The following is an 18,751-nucleotide window of genomic DNA, read 5'->3' as shown; positions in this document are numbered from 1 at the left end:
AGAGCTGTGAGCGAAACCAACATGATCGGTTGGGAGCAGGATTCGGACGGCATCGTCGTACTGACGATGAACGACCCGAACCAGGGCGCCAACACGATGAACGAGCTGTACAAGGCGTCGATGACGGCGACCGTCGACCGGCTGGAGGCCGAGAAGGACAGCATCACCGGTGTGGTGCTGACCTCGTCGAAGAAGACCTTCTTCGCCGGCGGCGACCTGAAGAACATGATGAATGTCGGCCCCGGCGACGGCCAGGCCCTCATGGACGAGCTGGCCACCATCAAGGGTGCGCTGCGTCGGCTCGAGACCCTCGGCAAGCCGGTCGTCTCCGCGATCAACGGCGCCGCGCTCGGCGGCGGCCTGGAGATCACCCTGGCCACCCACTACCGCATCGCGGCCGACGTGCCGGGTGTGCAGCTGGGCCTGCCCGAGGTGAGCCTGGGCCTGCTGCCCGCAGGCGGTGGCATCATCCGCACCGTGCGCATGCTGGGTCTGCAGACCGCGCTGCTGTCGGTGCTGTTGCAGGGCAACAAGTTCCGTCCGGCTCAGGCCAAGGAGATCGGCCTGATCAACGAGGTCGTCGGCTCGGTCGAGGAATTGGTGCCCGCCGCCAAGGCGTGGATCAAGGCCAATCCCGAAGCCTTCGTGCAGCCCTGGGACAAGAAGGGCTACAAGATCCCGGGCGGCACCCCCGCTTCCCCCGGTCTCGCGGCGAACCTGCCCGCGTTCCCGGCCAACCTGCGCAAGCAGCTCAAGGGCACCAACATGCCCGCGCCGCGCGCGATCCTCTCGGCCGCGGTCGAGGGCTCGCAGGTCGATATCGACAACGCGTCGCTGATCGAGTCGCGCTACTTCGTGCACCTGCTGACCGGCCCGGTCGCGAAGAACATGATCCAGGCGTTCTTCTTCGACCTGCAGTCGATCAACAACGGTGGTTCGCGTCCCAAGGACGTGCCCAAGCGTGAGATCAAGAAGGTCGGCGTGCTCGGCGCGGGCATGATGGGCGCGGGCATCGCCTATGTCTCGGCCAAGGCAGGCTTCGAGGTCGTGCTCAAGGACGTCACCATCGAGGCGGCCGAGCGCGGCAAGAACTACTCCGAGAAGATCGAGGCCAAGGCCCTTTCGCGTGGCAAGACCACCGAGGAGAAGTCCAAGGCGCTGCTGGACCGGATCACCCCGTCCGCCGACGCCGCCGATTTCGCGGGCGTCGACTTCGTCATCGAGGCCGTCTTCGAGAACACCGAGCTCAAGCACAAGGTGTTCCAGGAGATCGAGGACATCGTCGATCCCGACGCGCTGCTGGGCTCGAACACCTCGACCCTGCCGATCACCGGTCTGGCGACCGGCGTGAAGCGCGAGAGCGATTTCATCGGCATCCACTTCTTCTCCCCGGTCGACAAGATGCCGCTGGTCGAGATCATCAAGGGCGAGAAGACCTCTCCCGAGGCGCTGGCCCGGGTGTTCGACTACACCCTCGCGATCAAGAAGACCCCGATCGTCGTCAACGACAGCCGCGGCTTCTTCACCTCGCGGGTCATCGGCACCTTCGTCAACGAGGCGATCGCCATGCTGGGTGAGGGCATCGAGCCCGCCACCATCGAGCAGGCCGGTATGCAGGCGGGCTACCCGGCCGCGCCGTTGCAGCTGTCGGACGAGCTGAACCTGACGCTCATGCAGAAGATCGCCAAGGAGACCGAAGAGGCCTTCAAGCAGGGCGACACCACCATGGGCAACAAGCGGCACCCGGCCCAGGACGTCATCGACTACCTGGTTTCCGAGGGTCGTCCGGGTCGTCTCGGCAAGGCCGGTTTCTACGACTACGACGAGAACGGCAAGCGTCTCGGTCTGTGGCAGGGCCTGCGCGATCACTTCAAGACCACGGCGGATTTCACCGTCCCGTTGCAGGATCTGATCGACCGCATGCTCTTCATCGAGGCGATCGAGACCCAGAAGTGCTTCGACGAGGGTGTGCTCGAGACCTCGGCCGACGCCAACATCGGCTCGATCCTGGGCATCGGCTACCCGGCCTGGACCGGTGGCGTGCACCAGTTCATCGTCGGTTACCCGGGCGGACAGGAAGCCTTCGTGGCCCGCGCGGACGAACTCGCCAAGACCTACGGCGAGCGTTTCGAGGTTCCGGCCTCGCTGCGCAAGTAATCCGATAGTTACGCCGAAGCCCGTCACCGCCTTTCGCGGTGGCGGGCTTCGTCGTCCGAAACACTCGCGGTTCGCTGACCAGCGACGAACGCCTTCGGCGCCGGATTTCCCCCGGTCCGGCGACGGTTGCGGGGCGCGGGGCCCGGCCGCGATGCGATGATTCCGTGGTGACCCAGTGGCTTCCGCTTCTCAGCTCGCTCATCATTGCCGGCGTGGCGCTCGTGGGCGTCCTCGTCAACAATCGCACCAACCGCGACGCGATAACGGCGGCCGACGAACGCAACAGAGTCACCATCGAAACCGCCCAGCGCAGTACCGAACTCACCAATTCCGCGGCCGAACGCCGCGAACGCGACAAGTGGCGTCGCGATTCGATTCTGGCCGCGGTCTCCACCGTGCTCGCCGTGTCGGAGGAGGTGCGCGATCAGCTGGAGGGTTGCGCCCACTGGAATGCCACCGACGCCGACGAGATCGACGCCGTCGGTGACGAGGTCGCCCGGATCATCGAGGGCTGCCACGGGACGGTGAGCCGGTTGCGGGTGCTGTCGAATCGCAAGATCCCCAATCGCTGCGAGGATCTGCTGCGCACGCTGACCGCGGCACAGGCCATCACCCTGCAACGGCTGAAAACCGAACTCGACGACGATCCGAGTAGCAAGGAAGTGCTCGACGTGCTGACGCTGTGGCACAAGGCGATGGCCAAGACCGTGGAGCAGGAGACCTCGGTCATCTACGCGACCCGCGCCGAACTCGGCATCGAGGTGCTCAAGGACAGGGACGTCCAGGAAGACGCCGACGAGATCGCCCCCGAACCCGCCCGTGCTCCGGTGCCCGCCGAGGTCTGAGACCGTCGCCGCGATCCGGTGAGCGCGAGCGTCGACCACTGCCCGTCTCCGGTGCGACACCACTGAATCGAATCTCCACCCACCCGGCCCGGGAGCGCGCTACGTTGGAGTATGCGCAGGCATGACGGACAGCGTTGGTTCGCTCCGCGTTGTCTGTTGTCGGCGCACGCAGGATCGCCGGTGACGTCGATTCGATGTGAGTTCGAGGTGGTCACATGAATCCACAGATTCGCTCGGGCCGGGGGAGTCGCGGGGAAACGTCGGCCGATTCGTCGTCATCGCGGGGGGAAGTTCGGCAGCAGGGGGCGAATACCGAGCGTGACGAGCCGATAGGGATCGCCGACGAATTGGAGGCGATGGGTCTGTCCGGCGCCGTCGAGATCGGTCGCGGCGGCTTCGGCGTGGTCTACCGCTGTCTGCAATCGGCCCTGGAACGCGTGGTCGCCGTCAAGGTGCTGTCCTCGGAGATCGACCGCGAGAGCCGTGAGCGCTTCCTGCGCGAGGAGCAGGCCATGGGCAGGCTCTCCGGGCATCCCAATATCGTCGACATCCTCCAGGTCGATGTCACGGCCACCGGGCTGCCCTTCATCGTGATGCCCTACTGCACGCGCGGGTCGCTGGAACAGCTGATCCGCGATCAGGGGCCGTTGACCTGGCAGGACGCCCTGCGCGCCGGGGTGAAACTGTCGGGTGCGATCGAGAGCGCACACCGCGCCGGGATCCTGCATCGGGATGTGAAACCGGCCAACGTCCTGCTCAACAGCTACGGCGAACCGCAACTCACCGATTTCGGCATCGCCCGGATTCCCGGTGGGTTCCGCACCTCGAGCAGTCTCATCACCGGTTCGCCCGCCTTCACCGCGCCCGAGGTGCTGCGCGGCGACGAGCCGACGGTGCGCTCCGATATCTACGGACTGGGCGCCACGTTGTTCGCCCTGCTCACCGGGCACGCGGCCTTCGAGAGACAGGCGGGGGAGAAGGTGGTCGCGCAATTCCTGCGGATCACCACCCAACCCGTGCCGAATCTGCGCGATCAGGACATACCGCCCGATGTCGCGGCCGCGATCGAGAAGGCGATGTCGCCCGAGCAGGGTGATCGGCCCCGGTCGGCCTTCGAATTCGGTGAAATGCTCCGCGCGGTCCAGGTCGCGCACGGTCAGGTGCCCGACGAGATGGCATTACCCGATCCGGCGCTCGCCGGGCAGGTGGACGGCGCACTCGGTGCGGGCGAGTCCACCGCGTCACGGCCCGCCGTGACCGCCCGCCGCAGCTGGCCGCTGACGATGCGACCCGCGGTATCGCGGCACCCGACCGGATCCGGATCCGGCTACACGACCACCATGCCGCCGACCGCCGCGACGAAATTCCGGCCGCCGACGCCCGCCAGGGAACCGGTCGCGCGCCCACGGCTGCTGGAAATCCTGCGCGCGGGCGGACGCCGCAAGCTGGCAGCCGTCCACGCGCCCGCGGGATTCGGCAAGAGCACGCTCGTCGCGCAGTGGCGGGCGGAACTTGCCGAACGCGGGGTCGCCGTCGCGTGGATCGGGGTCGACAACGGCGACGACAACGAGATCTGGTTCCTCGCCCATCTCATCGAGGCGATCCGGCGGGTTCGGCCCGAGCTGGGGACCGGTCTGGATCAGGTGCTGGAGGAACGACCCGCCGACGCCGTCGCCTACGTCATCTCGACGCTCATCGACGAGATCCACGCCAGCGGGAAAACCGTGGTCGTCGTGGTCGACGACTGGCATCGGGTGGCCGATAGGGGCGCGCACCGGGCGATGGCGGCGCTGCTCGACAACGGATGCCACCACCTGCGTTTCGTGGTGACGAGCCGGGACCAGGCCGGTTTGCCGACCAGTCGGATGCGAGTTCACGACGAACTGGTCGAGATCGGATCGTCGGATCTGCGTCTGACCGTCGAGGAGACGGCCCGGATCCTCGTCGAGCGCAACGGTTTCGATCTCACCGACGCGCAGGTCCAGCAGATCTACGAGGTCACCGACGGCTGGCCCGCCGCGATTCAGCTGGTCAGCCTGTCGCTGCGCGGCAATCCGGATCCGGCCCCGTTGATCGAGAACCTCTCCGAGGGCAGCCACGGCATTCGCGAATACCTCGCCGAGAACGTCCTCGACACCCTCGAACCCCGCATGCTCGATTTCCTGACCGCGATCTCGGTGACCGAGCGGGTCAACGCGTCGCTGGCTTCCGCGCTCTCGGGCGACAGCGAGGCCGAGATGCTCCTCGTCCAAGCCGAGCAGCGTGAGCTGTTCCTCCAGCGCATAGAACACGATCCGGAGTGGTTCCGGATGCAGCCGCTGTTCGCCGAACATCTGCGGGCCAGGCTGGAGCGCACCACGCCGGGCGAGCTGAAATCCCTGCACCGCAAGGCTTCCCGCTGGTATGCCGAACATCAGCTGCTGCGCAAATCGGTCGATCACGCGCTGGCCGCGACGGATCTGAAATTCGCGATGGATCTGATCGAGAACGGCGGCATGGATCTCATCGACGGTTCCCGCCTGGCGACATTGCTCGGCACGGTGTCGAAACTGCCGATGCAACAGGTGGCCTCGCGCTCGAAACTGCTGATGGCGGTGGCGCGAGCCAATGTCAATCTGCAACAGTCCGGTGCGGCGCGCAACGCGCTGGGGCGACTGTCGAATATCCTCGCGCGGAGTTCCTCGACCGACGCCGACGTCATCACGCAGCGGTGCGAGGCCGCGGTGCTGGCCGCCTCCGACGACATCTCGCGTGACCACACCGAGGGGGTGCTCGAACGGGTCGCCGACTGCCTGGAACGGCCCGACGAACTACCCGCCTGGACGGTCTCGACCGCGGCGAACCTGATCTCGTTCGTGCGGCTGTGCACCTTCGACTTCGACGGCGCCCGCGAGATCCAGGACTGGGCCGCCGAATACCACGCGCGCGCCAAGAATCCGCTCGGCGCGGTCTTCGGTCTGTGCGGGCAGGGCGCCGCGGCCTACGAACAGCTCGATATCGAGACCGCGGACAGCTGTTTCCACCTGGCCTGGGACACCGCGCACACCCGATCCGGTCCGCGTTCGCACGCGGTCCGGGTGGCCTCGGCGCTGCTGGGCGAATTGAGTTACCGCCGCGGCGACCTCGACGCCGCCGATCGGTTGTTCGACGAGAGCCACCAGTTGGTGACCAGGATCGGCCCGGTCGATTTCCTGATCGCCACCTTCGTGATCGGCGCGCGGGTCAAGGCGGTGCTCGGCGATCTGTACACCGCGTCGGCCCGTCTCGACGAAGGCGCGCGTATCGCGGCGGATAACGAATTGCCGCGCCTGGCCGCCCATGTGCGCGCCGAACGGCTGCGGCTCGGACTCCAGGAGAGCGCCGCTGACTCCGAACAGGTGACGGACAGCGACGGCGTCCACCGCTCGCACCGGCTGACCGGTGCCGCGGCGCTGGCCTCGGAAGCGCAGGAGATCGCCGATATCAGGGCACTGCTCGCCGAAGCGCGCCTCGGCTCCGACGATCGCGCGGTCCGCCGCGCCCGAGCCCTGTACGTCAGGACCCGCGAGCAGGTTCGTCCGCGCGCGGAACTGGACACCGCGTTGCTCCTGGCGGAATGTCTCGCCGCGTCGGGCTGGGTGGGCGAGGCCACCGGCCTGCTGCTACCCGCCGCCGCGACCTGCGCCGAACTCGGCTGGACCAGGCCGCTGTTGGACGCGGGTCCGGGGGTGCTCGCCATCCTGCGGGTGCTGCGCAGCGATATGCACACCGCGCCCGAGGGAGCCGAGGAAGTGACGCTTCCAGCCCTGTTCCTCGCGGAACTGCTGGATTGAGAAAAACCCCGCCCGCCGGAAGGCGGACGGGGTCACGGGGAGCGCGGTTACGCCTGCCACCAGGGGCGAAGCGGCAGACCCGAGGCGCCGTCCGGGCCCAGTTTGACGCCGAGCACCTGGTGCAGTTGGACCACGTTGCGCTGGAATCCGAGCCGACAGCCCGCCATGTAGAGCCCCCACACCTTGGCCGTGCCCTCGCCGACGTCGGCGACGCAGGCATCCCAGTTGGCGACCAGGTTCTTGCACCATTCGTGCAGCGTGAGCGCGTAGTGCTCACGCAGATTCTCCTCGTGCACCACCTCGAGACCGATGTTCTGGATCTCGCTGATGATGCGTCCCGACCCGATCAGCTCCCCGTCGGGGAACACGTACCGGTCGATGAAATCACCGGCCTTGGTGGTGCGCAGGTTGTCCGGGCGGGTGATGCAGTGGTTCAGGAACACGCCGCCGTCGCGCAGCTTGCTCTTGATGAACTCGAAGTAGAACGGGTAGTTGTGCACGCCGATGTGTTCGGTGAGCCCGATCGAGGAGACGGCGTCGAAACCGCCCTCGGCGATATCGCGGTAATCGGAATGCCTGACCTCGGCCAGATCCGACAGACCTTCCTCGGCGATACGCTGCTGCGCCCACTCGGCCTGTTCGGCCGACAGCGTCGCGCCGATGACCTTGACCCCGCGCTTGGCCGCGTAGCGGACCATTCCGCCCCAGCCACAGCCGATATCGAGCAGGCGATCGCCTTCCTTCAACCGGAGCTTCTCGAAGACCAGGCGGTACTTGTTCTCCTGGGCCTGTTCCAGAGTCCAGTTCTCGTCCTCGTAGACCGCGCAGGTGTAGGTCATCGACGGTCCGAGGACGTACTCGTAGAAGGTGTTCGAGACGTCGTAGTGGTGGTGGATGGCCTCGGCGTCGCGGGTCTTGGAGTGGCGTAGGCCCTCGAAGGCGATGCGACGCCAGCGCGGCAGCGTCTCCTGCGGCGGCGGCGCGACCGGGCGCAGCCGTTCCCAGCCCAGCGAGCGCGCGATGGTCACCAGCGCCAGCGCGGAAGGACGCCGGAACTTGAGGCTGTCCATCGCTTTCAGGATGTCGTACGGATCGCCGGGGTGGACGCCGTCGGCCGACATGTCGCCGGAGATGTAGGCGCGCGCCATCCCGAGATCGCCGGGCGCGGTCGCCAGGTAGTTGATACCGCGCGGAGTTTTCACATCCAGCACGAATTCCGAATCCTCGGGACCGGTGGCGCTACCGTCGTAGGCGGTCAACCGGATCGGCATGTCGCCGTCTATCAGCGTCTCGAAGATTTCGGCAATGCTGAGCTTGGTTCCGAGATCCGCGAAGACATCGGACCGGTCCTTGAATGTCGTCATTTGCGTTGCACCGCCTTCGAATACAAATCCAGCAAGCGCTGGTCCGGGTCGTAGCGTTTCTTCAATTCTGTGTAGATACTGCCGCCGTACAGCGCCGCGAATTCATCTTTGTCGTAATACGCGTCGGAGTACAGGGACTTATGGCCGTCGAAGTCGGTCACGGTCTTCTCGATCGCTCGATTGGCCGCGCCCTCCTGCGCGCCGGGGGTGGTCGGCACCGCCGACCAGAAACCCACGTTCACGTAGGTTCGATCGGGTTCGAGGGGGTAGAGCGGCCAAGCGCGCTCGGTGGAGCCCGCGGTCGCGGCGTCGTAGCGTAACCGCAACGGGCACAACCAGATCGGCTCGATCGGGATCTCGCGCAGGAACCATTCCACGAAATCGGCGGTGCGCTCGACCGGAACCTCGATGTCCTGCACCACCCGCTCCCTGGGCGGATTGCCCTTGCGGGCCTCCAGCTTGTCGCCGACGTGGTACTTGTGATCGAGGGCGATCAGCTTCCAGTAGAAACTGCTGCGCCGGTAGCGTTTCGGCCAGAACCGCCGGACCGTGGGGTTCTGGGCCCCGAAGGCACGCGAGCACCAGAACCAGTCGGTGTCCCAGCGCCACAGGTAGTCGTGGATGGTCAGCCGGTCACGTTTGGGCGTGCGGCTGTCGTGCTGGATCGAACGGTAGAAGATGTCCATCCCGGTGTAATCGCTGACCGGGCCCGGTTCGTCGGTCTGCCTGCCGAGGGTCAGGTAGCTCTCCTCGGCGGTGAACACCACCCCGTCGAGATAGTCGACCCGCTCGCCGTCGTAGGACTTCTCGTCCACGACCTTCGCCAGCGTCGTCTCGAGTTCGCGCAGGTCGTGGAAGCGCACGTGCCGCAGCGCGACATAGGGCAGGACCGTCTCCAGCTCGATCTTCAACCGGACGGTGTAGCCGAGCGTGCCGTAGGAATTCGGGAAGCCGCGGAACAGATCGGAGTATTCGCCGTCGGGGGTCGCGGTGATGATCTCGCCCGCCCCGGTCAGCACATCCATCTCCAGTACCGCCTCGTGCGGCAACCCGGTACGGAACGAGGTGGACTCGATGCCGAGGCCGGTGACCGCGCCACCCAGGGTGATGGTCTTGAGCTGCGGGACCACCGTCGGCGCGAGCCCGTAGGGCAGCGTCGCGGCGACCAGATCCTCGTAGGTCGTCATTCCGGCGACATCGGCGGTCTTGGCCACCGGGTCGACCGAAATCACCCGGGTCAATCCGGACACATCGAGTCCGGGACCGGTGTTCTTCGCCCTGGCCCGGAACAGGTTGGAAGTCTTCTTCGCCAACCGCACGCTCGCACCGGCGGGAATGGCGCGGTAACTCGCCAACAGGCGATCCACGCCCGCCCGGTGCGCGGCGAACCCGGATTCACGTTCGGCCGACGCGAAACCGGCTTTACCCAACAGACTCACTGCCACCCCTCGACGCTAGTACGCACCATGGCCGACAGCCACCGCGAGGTGACCGCCGGAGGAGAAATGTCACGCATATGTTGCAACGGGAATATTGATCGTTGATGACGGTAGCGCAACTGGATTTGTTCGATCGGAATAGCGCCGTATCGCGGTCCGAGCCTACCGGGGCGCGCCGACACTCGCCGGGCGCGCAGCGCCTATGGTGAATCCCGAAGGCCGAGCAACGTACCCGGACAAGGAGTTCATCGTGGGACAGGTCAGCGCCAGCAGTTCGATCGCCGTGGCGGCGGATCCGCAGCGCGCACTCGAGGCCATCGCGGATTACCGGTCGGTGCGTCCGCGCATCCTCTCGCCGCACTACCGCGACTACAAGGTCGTCGAAGGCGGAACCGGCGCGGGCACCGTCGCCGAGTGGACGTTGCAGGCCACCGAGAAGCGCTCGCGCAATGTGCGCGCGGTCGTCTCGGTGTCCGATTCCATGGTGACCGAGCGGGATTCGAACTCCACCATGGTCAACACCTGGACCGTGACGCCGGACGGTACGGGTTCGCAGGTGACCCTGCGCACCTCGTGGCAGGGCGCGGGCGGTGTGTCCGGCATCTTCGAGGGCATCTTCGCGCCGCTCGGGCTGAAGAAGATCCAGGCCGAGGTGCTGGGGAATCTGAAGAACGAACTCGGCTAGCGAGCACACGTACGGCGGCGGCCCGGCACATCATCGTGCCGGGCCGCCACACGTGTATTCAGCCCTCGGCGATATCGAACAGATTGCCTTCGGGGTCGGCCAGGGTCGCCCATCGGCCGCCGTATTCCTCGAAGTCGGCGACATGTTTCGCGCCGAGCGCGACCGCGCGCTCGATCTGCTCGCGCAACGCGGTGGCGTGCAGGTCGAGATGCACCACGTTCTTGCCGGGATTCTTGTCGGGCACCTGGATGAACATGAGTATCGGGGACGTGCCCGCCGTGCGTCCGACCGTGGCGAAACCGGTACTCGCCTCCGGGTCGACGGGACGTTCGAGCAGTCGCGCCCAGAAGTCCGCCAGCGCCGCGGCGTCGGCACAGTCGAAGGTGATGTTCTCGAGGGTCAGGGCCATACCTCTCCTTGTCGGGTTGTTCGGATCGTTCAGGGGCGGTCGACGGGCCAGCACAGTTCGGTGAGGTATTCGGCCGGGTCGTCGGTCTCGTCGGGCGAGATCAGGTAGATCTCGCGCACCGGCTCGGTCGACACGGTGTCGTGTTCGGCGACGTGACTACCCAGCGCGCCGTAGGTGCGGTCGAAATTCTCGAACGATCCTCGGTGCGCGGTGATCGCGAATCGGCGCGCGGGCATTTCCACCAGCGCGACGCCTGCCGGTGTGGCGAACCGGGTACCGGGCGCGACCGGAACGAAGGCGAGTACTTCGCCCGACTCCTCCGCGAAGAAATCCATCGAGTAGGTGGCGCCGCCCGGTCCGGCGGGTACACCGTCCGCCGCGGCGAGGGTCTCGTACAGCAGCGCGAACGAGGATCCGCACCAGTCGCCGATGGCATCGCGACCGACCACGTCGCGGATCGCGAGCGCGGGAAAGGCGGCCACGGTGCGGTATTCCACCGTGAGCGGCGCAGCCGGGGTGAGCAGCGCGCGCAGCGAGGCCACCGCGTCGCGGGTGCGCTGCAATTGCGCCTCCATCCGCTCGAGATGCGCGCGCAGCGCGGCGTCGCGGGTGCCGGTATCCGGCGCCTCCAATACCGCCCTGATCTCGGGAATGGGCATGTCGAGGCCGCGTAACCTGCGGATCAGATGGGCGCGGGTCACCTGGTCGGTCGAATAGCGGCGGTAACCGGAATGCGCGTCGATATCGACCGGCGCGAGCAGGCCGACATCGTGATAGTGGCGCAGCGTCTTTACGCTCAGATAGGTCAGCCTGGAGAATTCTCCGATCGACACCGTCGCTGTCATGCCTACAGAGCACACCCTCCCGTGACGGGAGGGTCAAGCTCACGCCAGCGCGAAGGTCAGCATCAGCGTGGGCGGGGCGGTGTCGCGCTGCCAGGAATAGCCGAACCAGACACCGGGGGTGATCTCCCGGATCTCGTCGTAGATCTGCGCGACCGGTGGCAGGTAGTCCAATGCCCAGGTCGGTGCGCCATCGGTGATCGCGGGTCCGGAGTAGACGTTCGCCCGCAGACCCTCGAGCCCCGCACCGGTCAGCCGGTTCAGCACGTAACCGCCGTCCTGGCCGGTGTAGAAGGTCTTGCCGATCCAGAACGCCGGGGCGATCGCCCGCGTGGTCGCGGGGCTGGTCACCCAGCCGTTCTTCACCCCTGTCGGCACCGCGCCGCGCGCCGCGTTGCCGAAGATCGAGTTCTGTTGTTGGAGCGCGCAACGGGAGCGAAGCGAATAGATGGTTACCGATCTGTTCGCGGGATCGATGACACATCCGCCGCCGTAGTCCATCGGTGGATTCACCCCGGAATCGGCGGTGGCCGATGGTGCTCCGACCGCGATGAACATGGCAAACACCGCTGTCAGGGCGGAGAGGAAGCGTGCTCGGTTCGTGCCCATGTCGTCTCCAGACTCCTGTCCGACCCGTTCTCGATGGTAGGCCGGGTCGCGGCCTTGCCGATCTTCGGCAATGATTCCGTTACCGATCAGCGCGGCGCGGCGGCACGCGTAGACGGCCTCGGTGACCGGGCTCTCGGGCTCGGGCGCGGGCGGAATCGCCCCGCGCCCGTCCACTACGCTGGACCACGACACTTTCCGCAGAGAGGACATGCCGTGCAGCCCGGTGGTCAGTTCGACATGCAGCAGTTACTCGCCCAGGCGCAGCAGATGCAGCAGGCGGTGATGGAAGCCCAAGCCGAGATCGCGGCCTCCGAGGTCGAAGGTCAGGCCGGCGGCGGGCTGGTCAAGGTCACCATCAAGGCCAGTGGTGAGGTCATCGCGCTGACGATCGATCCGAAGGTGGTCGACCCGGAGGATGTCGAAGGTCTACAGGATCTGGTGATCGGCGCGGTCAACGACGCCATGGCGAACGCGCAGCAGATCGCCGTCGAGCGTCTCGGGCCCCTTTCCGGTGGACTCGGCGGCGGTGCGCTGCCCGGTCTGCCGGATTTCTAGGGTTTCCGCAGTTGTACGAGGGTCCGGTCCAGGATCTGATCGACGAACTGGGCAAACTCCCCGGCGTCGGGCCGAAGAGCGCACAGCGCATCGCCTTCCACCTGCTCCAGGTGGAACCTCCCGAGATCGACCGGTTGCAGTCCGCGTTGCAGAAGGTGCGCGACGGCGTGCAGTTCTGCGTGATGTGCGGCACCGTCGCCGACAACGAGTTGTGCCGCATCTGCGCCGATCCGCGCCGCGATCGCACCATGATCTGCGTGGTCGAGGAGCCGAAGGATGTGCAGGCCATCGAGCGCACCCGGGAATTCCGCGGCCGCTACCACGTTCTCGGCGGCGCGCTCGATCCGCTCAGCGGTATCGGCCCGGACCAGTTGCGGATCAGGGAACTGCTGGCGCGCATCGGCAATCAACAGGACGGGATCGACGTCAGCGAGGTCATCATCGCGACCGATCCGAATACCGAGGGCGAGGCGACAGCGACCTACCTGGTTCGGATGCTGCGAGATTTCCCCGGCCTCAGCGTGACCCGGCTGGCGTCGGGCCTGCCGATGGGCGGCGACCTGGAATTCGCCGACGAATTGACGCTCGGCCGAGCGCTGTCGGGGCGCCGCGCACTCTGAACAGCGGTCCCCGCTGTGTCGCACTGTGATCAGCTGGCGCGGGATCGAATTCCGTCGGATCTCCGTTCACCGCAATCCGACTGGGCTCGACCTGCGTTCAGCCCCTGATCCGGTGACGTGCACCAAGGTTTGCTGACGCACGTCACCGGCCGTCCGTCGCGGTCGACCCTCCGGAATCACCGGCGCTGTTCGGGCTCGAATTCGATCCGTTTCCAATCGGTGTCGGCAAGTTTTGCGCCGGTGGCCCACGCCCAGATCAACGCGACCACCTCGGAGGGGTCCTCGGCCGTCGTACCGAAATGCCTGTCGGGCGAGCCGTCGCGGTATTCGATCGTGTACACCCCGACCGGGTCCCGATATGTCTGGATGTAGACCTGATCGGCGCGTTCGGCGATGAGGTAGGGGTTGGGGTCGACCAGGGCGGGAATCCACAGGTCCAACAGTGCTTTTGTGACGTACGGGAATTCGCCCGCGCCGCCGTGCGTCACGGTGATGTCGACCCGTCCGGCCGGATCGATCAGCCAGGCCAACTGCGGGTCGTACACCGCGTACTCGCGCGGCGTCGCGATCTCGAACAGCAGATTCCGGACGAACCCGATCGCGTCGTACGGGCACGACACCTGGAGCACCGCCCCGGTCGCGGCGCCGCCCACCGACTCCGTTCCCAGAAAAGTATCCGCCTCGGGCAATTCGCCGTTGCGGCGATTCAGCACCGCCGCCAGCTCCGCGACCACCTCGGTCTCCGCGAGCCCCTGCTGCCCCGCCAGATACTCGTCGGCCTCGTCCGGCGTCGACGCAACCCCGGACGGCAACAGCACGTGGTCGTAATTCACCCGCCCAGCCTACGACCCGGCACTGCCGCGGGCTCGCTGCCCTTCCCCGCTTCGCTGACCTACGATTACCGGCGACTACCAGCCGAGGACGGTTACCGTGTCGGAAGCGTTCGACTGGTCTTCACCGAAGACCTATGACGGGTACGCGAGGCGCGGATCCCCGATGTCATCGTCTATCGCCGCATCGATCAGCCCCGGCCGAAATGGAAGCTGAAACCGACGGTAGCCGAAACGGTGCTGGTGGTAGAGGTCGTCTCGCCGACGACGATCACCGCTGATCTCGTCGACAAGCGTGCCGAGTACGCCCGGTTCGGCATACAGCACTACTGGATCGTCCGGATGGTCGATGAGGACGGGCCGGCGATCTCCATCGAAATGTTGACCCTCGATTCCGCTGGGAACTACGTCACGTCCGGCCATCGCAGCCGAGGTGACGCTTCGTCTCCGGCTATCGAATGCCCGGTGCCGTTCGATGTGCGGTTGACCTGGCAGGAACTCGACGACGGGATGGACCGAGGGCTTATCGGGCGCTGCGGTACCGGTTGACACAGGGGCATCCGCCCGCGATATCGGTGCAGTCGATGAGGAATGTGTGACGGCTGTGATCGAAATCGATGCAGTCGAGATCGGTGCATTCGGGCATGCGGCCCACGTGGATAATGAGCGTGCCGTGGCAGTGATCGATCGCGGTTTCGCAAGATCGGCATATCGGAGCAGGCATATATTTTTGACCTCCCGATGAGATCTATTGGTAATGCGGTCTTATCACCGGGCGTGCACAGGATGTGGGAAGTCGGCCGCGTGTCGGCATATGACGCAATGTTGCTGTCCGGAAAACGCCTGCTGCATGGCACCGCACGCATCGGCGCGGTGTGGTGAACTTGCTTCATGGGCATCAAGGTGTCACTCGAGCACCGGACCACCTACACCTTCGACCGGCTGGTGGAGGTGCATCCTCACGTGGTGCGCCTGCGTCCGGCCCCGCACTCGCGCACGCGCATCGAGGCTTATTCGATGCGCGTGACACCGGCCGAACACTGGGTCAACTGGCAGCAGGACGCCTTCGGCAACTTCCTTGCCAGGCTCGTATTCCCCGAGCCGACCAGGGAATTGTCGATAACGATCGGCCTGATCGCCGATCTCGAGGTCGTCAATCCCTTCGATTTCTTCATCGAGGATTCCGCCGAATACTTTCCGTTCACCTACAGTTCGGAACTGACAGCGGATCTCGAGCCGTATCTGCGGCGCGTGGACGAATCGACACCGGGTTCCGGTGCGGGAGAATTGGTGCGGGAGTGGGTGCGTGCGCACCGACCGGAAAGCGCCCCGCGAACCATCGACTTCCTCGTCGAAGTGAACCGCGTGTTGCGAGAAGATGTCGGATATACGATCCGCATGGAACCCGGTGTGCAGACACCGGATCACACCTTGCGCACCGCGATCGGATCCTGCCGGGATTCCGCCTGGCTGCTCGTATCGATCCTGCGCGAATTCGGTCTTGCCGCACGTTTCGTCTCCGGTTACCTGGTGCAGCTCGCCCAGGACGTGCCATCGCTTGATGGGCCGTCCGGTCCTCCGGCGGATTTCACCGACCTGCATGCCTGGACCGAGGTTTACGTGCCCGGCGCGGGCTGGATCGGGATGGACCCGACTTCCGGTCTTTTCGCTGGCGAGGGCCATATTCCGCTATCCGCGACCCCGCACCCCAGCACCTCGGCGGCGATCTCCGGTGCGACCGGCCGCACCGAATCCACCCTGGAATTCTCCAATACCGTCCGGCGAATCCACGAGGATCCCCGGGTCACCCTGCCCTATACGGACTCCCAGTGGGAACGGATCCGAGCGGCGGGTATCGAACTCGACGCGAGGATGGCGGCCGACCGCATCGAACTCACCATGGGCGGCGAACCCACCTTCGTCTCCGTCGACGACCAGATGAGTCCGCAGTGGACCACCGACGCCGACGGCGCGCACAAACGCGAACGCGCCGTCGACCTGGCCGACCGCCTGCGCCGCATCTACGCCCCCACCGGACTCGTGCAGTACCGGCAGGGCAAGTGGTACCCCGGTGAGCCGTTGCCGCGCTGGGAGATCGCCATCGTCTGGCGCACCGACAACGAACCGCTGTGGACCCGCCCGGATCTGCTCATCGATCCGTGGACGCCGATCGACACCGTGTCCGCGCGGGTAGACGCGGTTGCCCGACAGGATGATTCGAGGCCCGATAGCGAGGCTGCGACAACCTCGTCGAACGGTGGCTCGTCACCGTCCGGACTCCCCGGCGCGGAGGAGGCCGCCGAGACGGGCGCGAACGGTGCTGAGGGCAACGGCTTCTCGAAGTTGAACAGTACCGATCGGTCTGTTGTCACCGACCACGCATCCGACGACGAGGATCTGCGCATCGTCCGGGTGGAGGGCAATACCGACGCGGGCGCCACCGCGGTCCTGCCCGGCCCGCGCCGGATCCCCGCCGCCGATTTCCGGACCGCCGAGGGTCTTATCGCGCATCTGGCGGAAGGGCTCGGACTGCCGCAGACACAGGTCCGCCCCGCCTACGAAGATCCGCTGGCTCGCCTGGCCGGAACACTGCGCACCCCGGCGGGCGATCCGCCCGTCCCCACCGATATCGACCCGGAGGACGATTCACCGCAGAAGAGGAAGGAACTGCTCGAACGTCTCGACGAACCGGTCACCGAACCCGTCGCCTACGTGCTCCCGCTGTACCGCAGGAGCGACGGGCGCGGGTGGGCCAGCGCCGACTGGCAATTGCGACGCGGCCGTTCGGAGGATTCCCCCGGCGGTCGAATCGTCCTCGCCGACGGCGATTCTCCCGCCGGTCTGCGACTACCGCTCGACGCCATCTCCTGGCGCACCCCGCGCCCGCGCCCGGACAACGACCCGCTGTTCATGGGCCCGCTGCGCCCCGTGCGCGAGGATCCGCCCGCGGTCGTGGAACCGGGTCACTGGGAACCGACGACCGCCGTGGTGGCAGAGGTGCGCAACGGCCGACTGCACATATTCCTACCCCCGGTGGATCAGCTGTCCGATTTCATCGACCTGATCGCCCGGGTCGAGGACGCCGCCGCCGCGCTCAACCCGGCGGGTTCGGTCACCGGACTACCGGGACATCCGGTGGTGCTGGAGGGCTACGGCCCTCCGGTCGACGCGCGGTTGCAGAGCCTGTCGGTGACCCCCGATCCGGGCGTCATCGAGGTGAACGTGCAGCCGACCGCGTCGTTCGCCGAACAGGCCGAACTGCTGTCCACCCTCTACGACCAGGCCAGACTGGCCCGGCTGAGCACCGAATCCTTCGATGTCGACGGCAGCTCCAGCGGTACCGGCGGTGGCAATCACATCACCCTCGGCGGCGTGACGCCCGCGCGGTCACCGATGTTGCGCAGGCCGGATCTGCTGGTGTCGATGCTCACCTACTGGCAGCGTCATCCGGCGTTGTCGTACCTGTTCTCCGGTCGTTTCATCGGCCCGACCTCGCAGGCGCCACGGGCCGACGAGGGCCGCGAGGGCGCGCTCTACGAACTCGAGATCGCGTTCTCCGAAATCGCTCGGCTGACCGCGAATACGGCGGGCGGTGACCAGCCTGTCGCGCCGTGGCATATCGACCGCGCGCTGCGGCATCTGCTCACCGACCTCACCGGCAATACCCACCGCGCCGAATTCTGCATCGACAAGCTCTACAGCCCCGATTCGGCCAGGGGCAGACTCGGCCTGGTCGAATTGCGTGGATTCGAGATGCCGCCGCATTTCCAGATGGCGATGGTGCAATCACTGCTGGTCCGCGGCCTGGTCGCGCGCTTCTGGCGGGAGCCGTTGCGCGCGCGGCTGGTCAGGCACGGCGCCAATCTGCACGGCCGCTACCTGCTCCCGCATTTCCTGATGACCGATATCGCCGAGGTCACCGCGGATCTGCGCGCGCACGGCATCGAGTTCGACGCGAGCTGGCTCGATCCGTTCACCGAATTCCGGTTCCCGCGTATCGGCACGGTGGTCATCGGGGATATCGAGATCGAACTGCGCGGGGCCATCGAACCCTGGCACACCCTGGGCGAGCAGTCCGCCGCCACCGGCACCGCCCGCTACGTCGACTCCTCGGTGGAGCGGATCCAGGTCAGGGTGGTCGGCGCGGACCGGGAGCGGTATGTGCTGACCTGCAACGGCATGCCGGTTCCGCTGCTCGCCACCGACAAGACCGATGTCCAGGTCGCCGGAGTCCGCTACCGCGCCTGGCAGCCGCCGAATTCCCTGCATCCGTCGATCACCGTCGACGCGCCGCTGGTCTTCGACCTGCTCGACGCCGGAACCGGGATCTCGCGCGGCGGCTGCACCTATCACGTGTCGCATCCGGGCGGGCAGTACTGGGAGCAGCCCCCGGTGAACGCGGAAGTCGCGCAGTCGCGACGGAATCGCCGATTCGAGGCGGCCGGTCACACCACGACCCCGATGGATCCCGGCGAACTCCGTGCGAAGATTGCAGCACAGTCGACCGATGTCGGCGCGCCGGGCATCCTGGATCTACGCCGGGCTCGCACCGTTTGGGGGCTGGTCAACGACCGGTAAACATAC

14 protein-coding genes are annotated in these 18,751 nt (G+C 66.4%); 8 read left to right on the top strand and 6 right to left on the bottom strand.

The window, feature by feature from the left end; translation table 11 throughout:
• The first annotated feature begins 6 nt into the window (after positions 1-6).
• The 3 genes from DAT37_RS01105 (at position 7) to DAT37_RS01095 (ending at position 6,814) form a co-directional block, all read left to right on the top strand.
• A complete protein-coding gene (locus DAT37_RS01105; RefSeq protein WP_109522771.1) occupies positions 7-2,157 on the top strand; it encodes a 3-hydroxyacyl-CoA dehydrogenase NAD-binding domain-containing protein in 2,151 nt (716 codons plus the stop codon).
• Positions 2,158-2,369: 212 nt separating this feature from the next.
• Positions 2,370-3,002 carry a hypothetical protein gene (locus DAT37_RS01100; RefSeq protein WP_157978234.1) on the top strand — a complete coding sequence of 211 codons (633 nt, stop codon included), beginning with the start codon at positions 2,370-2,372 and terminating at the stop codon, positions 3,000-3,002.
• 215 nt (positions 3,003-3,217) lie between these two features.
• The gene (locus DAT37_RS01095) at positions 3,218-6,814 is read left to right on the top strand and encodes a serine/threonine-protein kinase (protein ID WP_109522769.1); all 3,597 of its coding nucleotides are present in this window, start codon (positions 3,218-3,220) and stop codon (positions 6,812-6,814) included.
• Between the two features lie 47 nt (positions 6,815-6,861).
• Here DAT37_RS01095 and DAT37_RS01090 read toward each other — a convergent pair whose 3' ends face one another.
• The gene (locus DAT37_RS01090) at positions 6,862-8,178 is read right to left on the bottom strand and encodes a class I SAM-dependent methyltransferase (RefSeq protein WP_109522768.1); all 1,317 of its coding nucleotides are present in this window, start codon (positions 8,176-8,178) and stop codon (positions 6,862-6,864) included.
• Positions 8,175-9,617 (bottom strand): FAD-binding oxidoreductase, encoded by a 1,443-nt coding sequence (locus DAT37_RS01085; protein WP_109522767.1) that lies wholly within the window; start codon positions 9,615-9,617, stop codon positions 8,175-8,177. Before DAT37_RS01085 ends, DAT37_RS01090 begins: the two co-directional genes overlap by 4 nt.
• A 250-nt stretch (positions 9,618-9,867) precedes the next feature.
• On the opposite strand from DAT37_RS01085, the gene DAT37_RS01080 reads away from it, so the two are divergent.
• Positions 9,868-10,302: an SRPBCC family protein gene (locus tag DAT37_RS01080; protein WP_109523196.1), complete on the top strand. Its 435-nt coding sequence runs from the start codon at positions 9,868-9,870 to the stop codon at positions 10,300-10,302.
• A 58-nt stretch (positions 10,303-10,360) separates the two neighbouring features.
• Here the strand turns inward: DAT37_RS01080 and DAT37_RS01075 are convergent, their stop codons facing one another.
• Genes DAT37_RS01075 through DAT37_RS01065 form a run of 3 tightly spaced genes read right to left on the bottom strand, consistent with a single transcriptional unit; the run spans position 10,361 to position 12,372 of the window.
• Entirely contained in the window at positions 10,361-10,711 is a 351-nt protein-coding gene (locus DAT37_RS01075; RefSeq protein WP_109522766.1) for a VOC family protein, read from the bottom strand.
• Between the two features lie 29 nt (positions 10,712-10,740).
• Complete coding sequence (locus DAT37_RS01070) at positions 10,741-11,556, bottom strand: MerR family transcriptional regulator (protein ID WP_109522765.1); 816 nt, start codon at positions 11,554-11,556, stop codon at positions 10,741-10,743.
• Positions 11,557-11,595: 39 nt separating this feature from the next.
• Positions 11,596-12,372, bottom strand: coding sequence for a hypothetical protein (locus DAT37_RS01065; RefSeq protein WP_232839420.1), 777 nt, complete (start codon positions 12,370-12,372; stop codon positions 11,596-11,598).
• Positions 12,373-12,375: 3 nt separating this feature from the next.
• Here DAT37_RS01065 and DAT37_RS01060 point away from each other — a divergent pair, with 3 nt between their 5' ends.
• Together DAT37_RS01060 and recR are read left to right on the top strand one after the other, a co-directional pair.
• Positions 12,376-12,717, top strand: coding sequence for a YbaB/EbfC family nucleoid-associated protein (locus DAT37_RS01060; protein ID WP_109522764.1), 342 nt, complete (start codon positions 12,376-12,378; stop codon positions 12,715-12,717).
• An 11-nt stretch (positions 12,718-12,728) separates the two neighbouring features.
• Positions 12,729-13,337, top strand: a complete 609-nt coding sequence (recR, locus tag DAT37_RS01055; protein WP_109522763.1) for a recombination mediator RecR — start codon at positions 12,729-12,731, stop codon at positions 13,335-13,337.
• Between the two features lie 176 nt (positions 13,338-13,513).
• Here the strand turns inward: recR and DAT37_RS01050 are convergent, their stop codons facing one another.
• On the bottom strand, positions 13,514-14,170 hold the full coding sequence (locus tag DAT37_RS01050) for a hypothetical protein (protein ID WP_109522762.1): 657 nt from the start codon (positions 14,168-14,170) through the stop codon (positions 13,514-13,516).
• Positions 14,171-14,326: 156 nt separating this feature from the next.
• Here DAT37_RS01050 and DAT37_RS01045 point away from each other — a divergent pair, with 156 nt between their 5' ends.
• A complete protein-coding gene (locus DAT37_RS01045) occupies positions 14,327-14,716 on the top strand; it encodes a Uma2 family endonuclease (protein WP_109522761.1) in 390 nt (129 codons plus the stop codon).
• A gap of 342 nt (positions 14,717-15,058) precedes the next feature.
• A complete protein-coding gene (locus DAT37_RS01035) occupies positions 15,059-18,745 on the top strand; it encodes a transglutaminase family protein (RefSeq protein WP_109522759.1) in 3,687 nt (1,228 codons plus the stop codon).
• The last annotated feature ends 6 nt before the right edge of the window (positions 18,746-18,751 follow it).

Source organism: Nocardia aurea, from assembly GCF_003123685.1.
Taxonomy (GTDB): domain Bacteria; phylum Actinomycetota; class Actinomycetes; order Mycobacteriales; family Mycobacteriaceae; genus Nocardia; species Nocardia aurea.
Note: the sequence above shows the minus strand (reverse complement) of the source record. Positions and strands in the feature narration are given on the sequence as shown.

Coding starts and splice junctions, on each gene's coding strand:
- DAT37_RS01095 (WP_109522769.1), top strand. CDS start 3,218: ATGAATCCACAGATTCGCTCGGGCCGGGGGAGTCGCGGGGAAACGTCG.
- DAT37_RS01035 (WP_109522759.1), top strand. CDS start 15,059: ATGGGCATCAAGGTGTCACTCGAGCACCGGACCACCTACACCTTCGAC.
- DAT37_RS01065 (WP_232839420.1), bottom strand. CDS start 12,372: ATGTCCTCTCTGCGGAAAGTGTCGTGGTCCAGCGTAGTGGACGGGCGC.
- DAT37_RS01075 (WP_109522766.1), bottom strand. CDS start 10,711: ATGGCCCTGACCCTCGAGAACATCACCTTCGACTGTGCCGACGCCGCG.
- DAT37_RS01070 (WP_109522765.1), bottom strand. CDS start 11,556: ATGACAGCGACGGTGTCGATCGGAGAATTCTCCAGGCTGACCTATCTG.
- DAT37_RS01090 (WP_109522768.1), bottom strand. CDS start 8,178: ATGACGACATTCAAGGACCGGTCCGATGTCTTCGCGGATCTCGGAACC.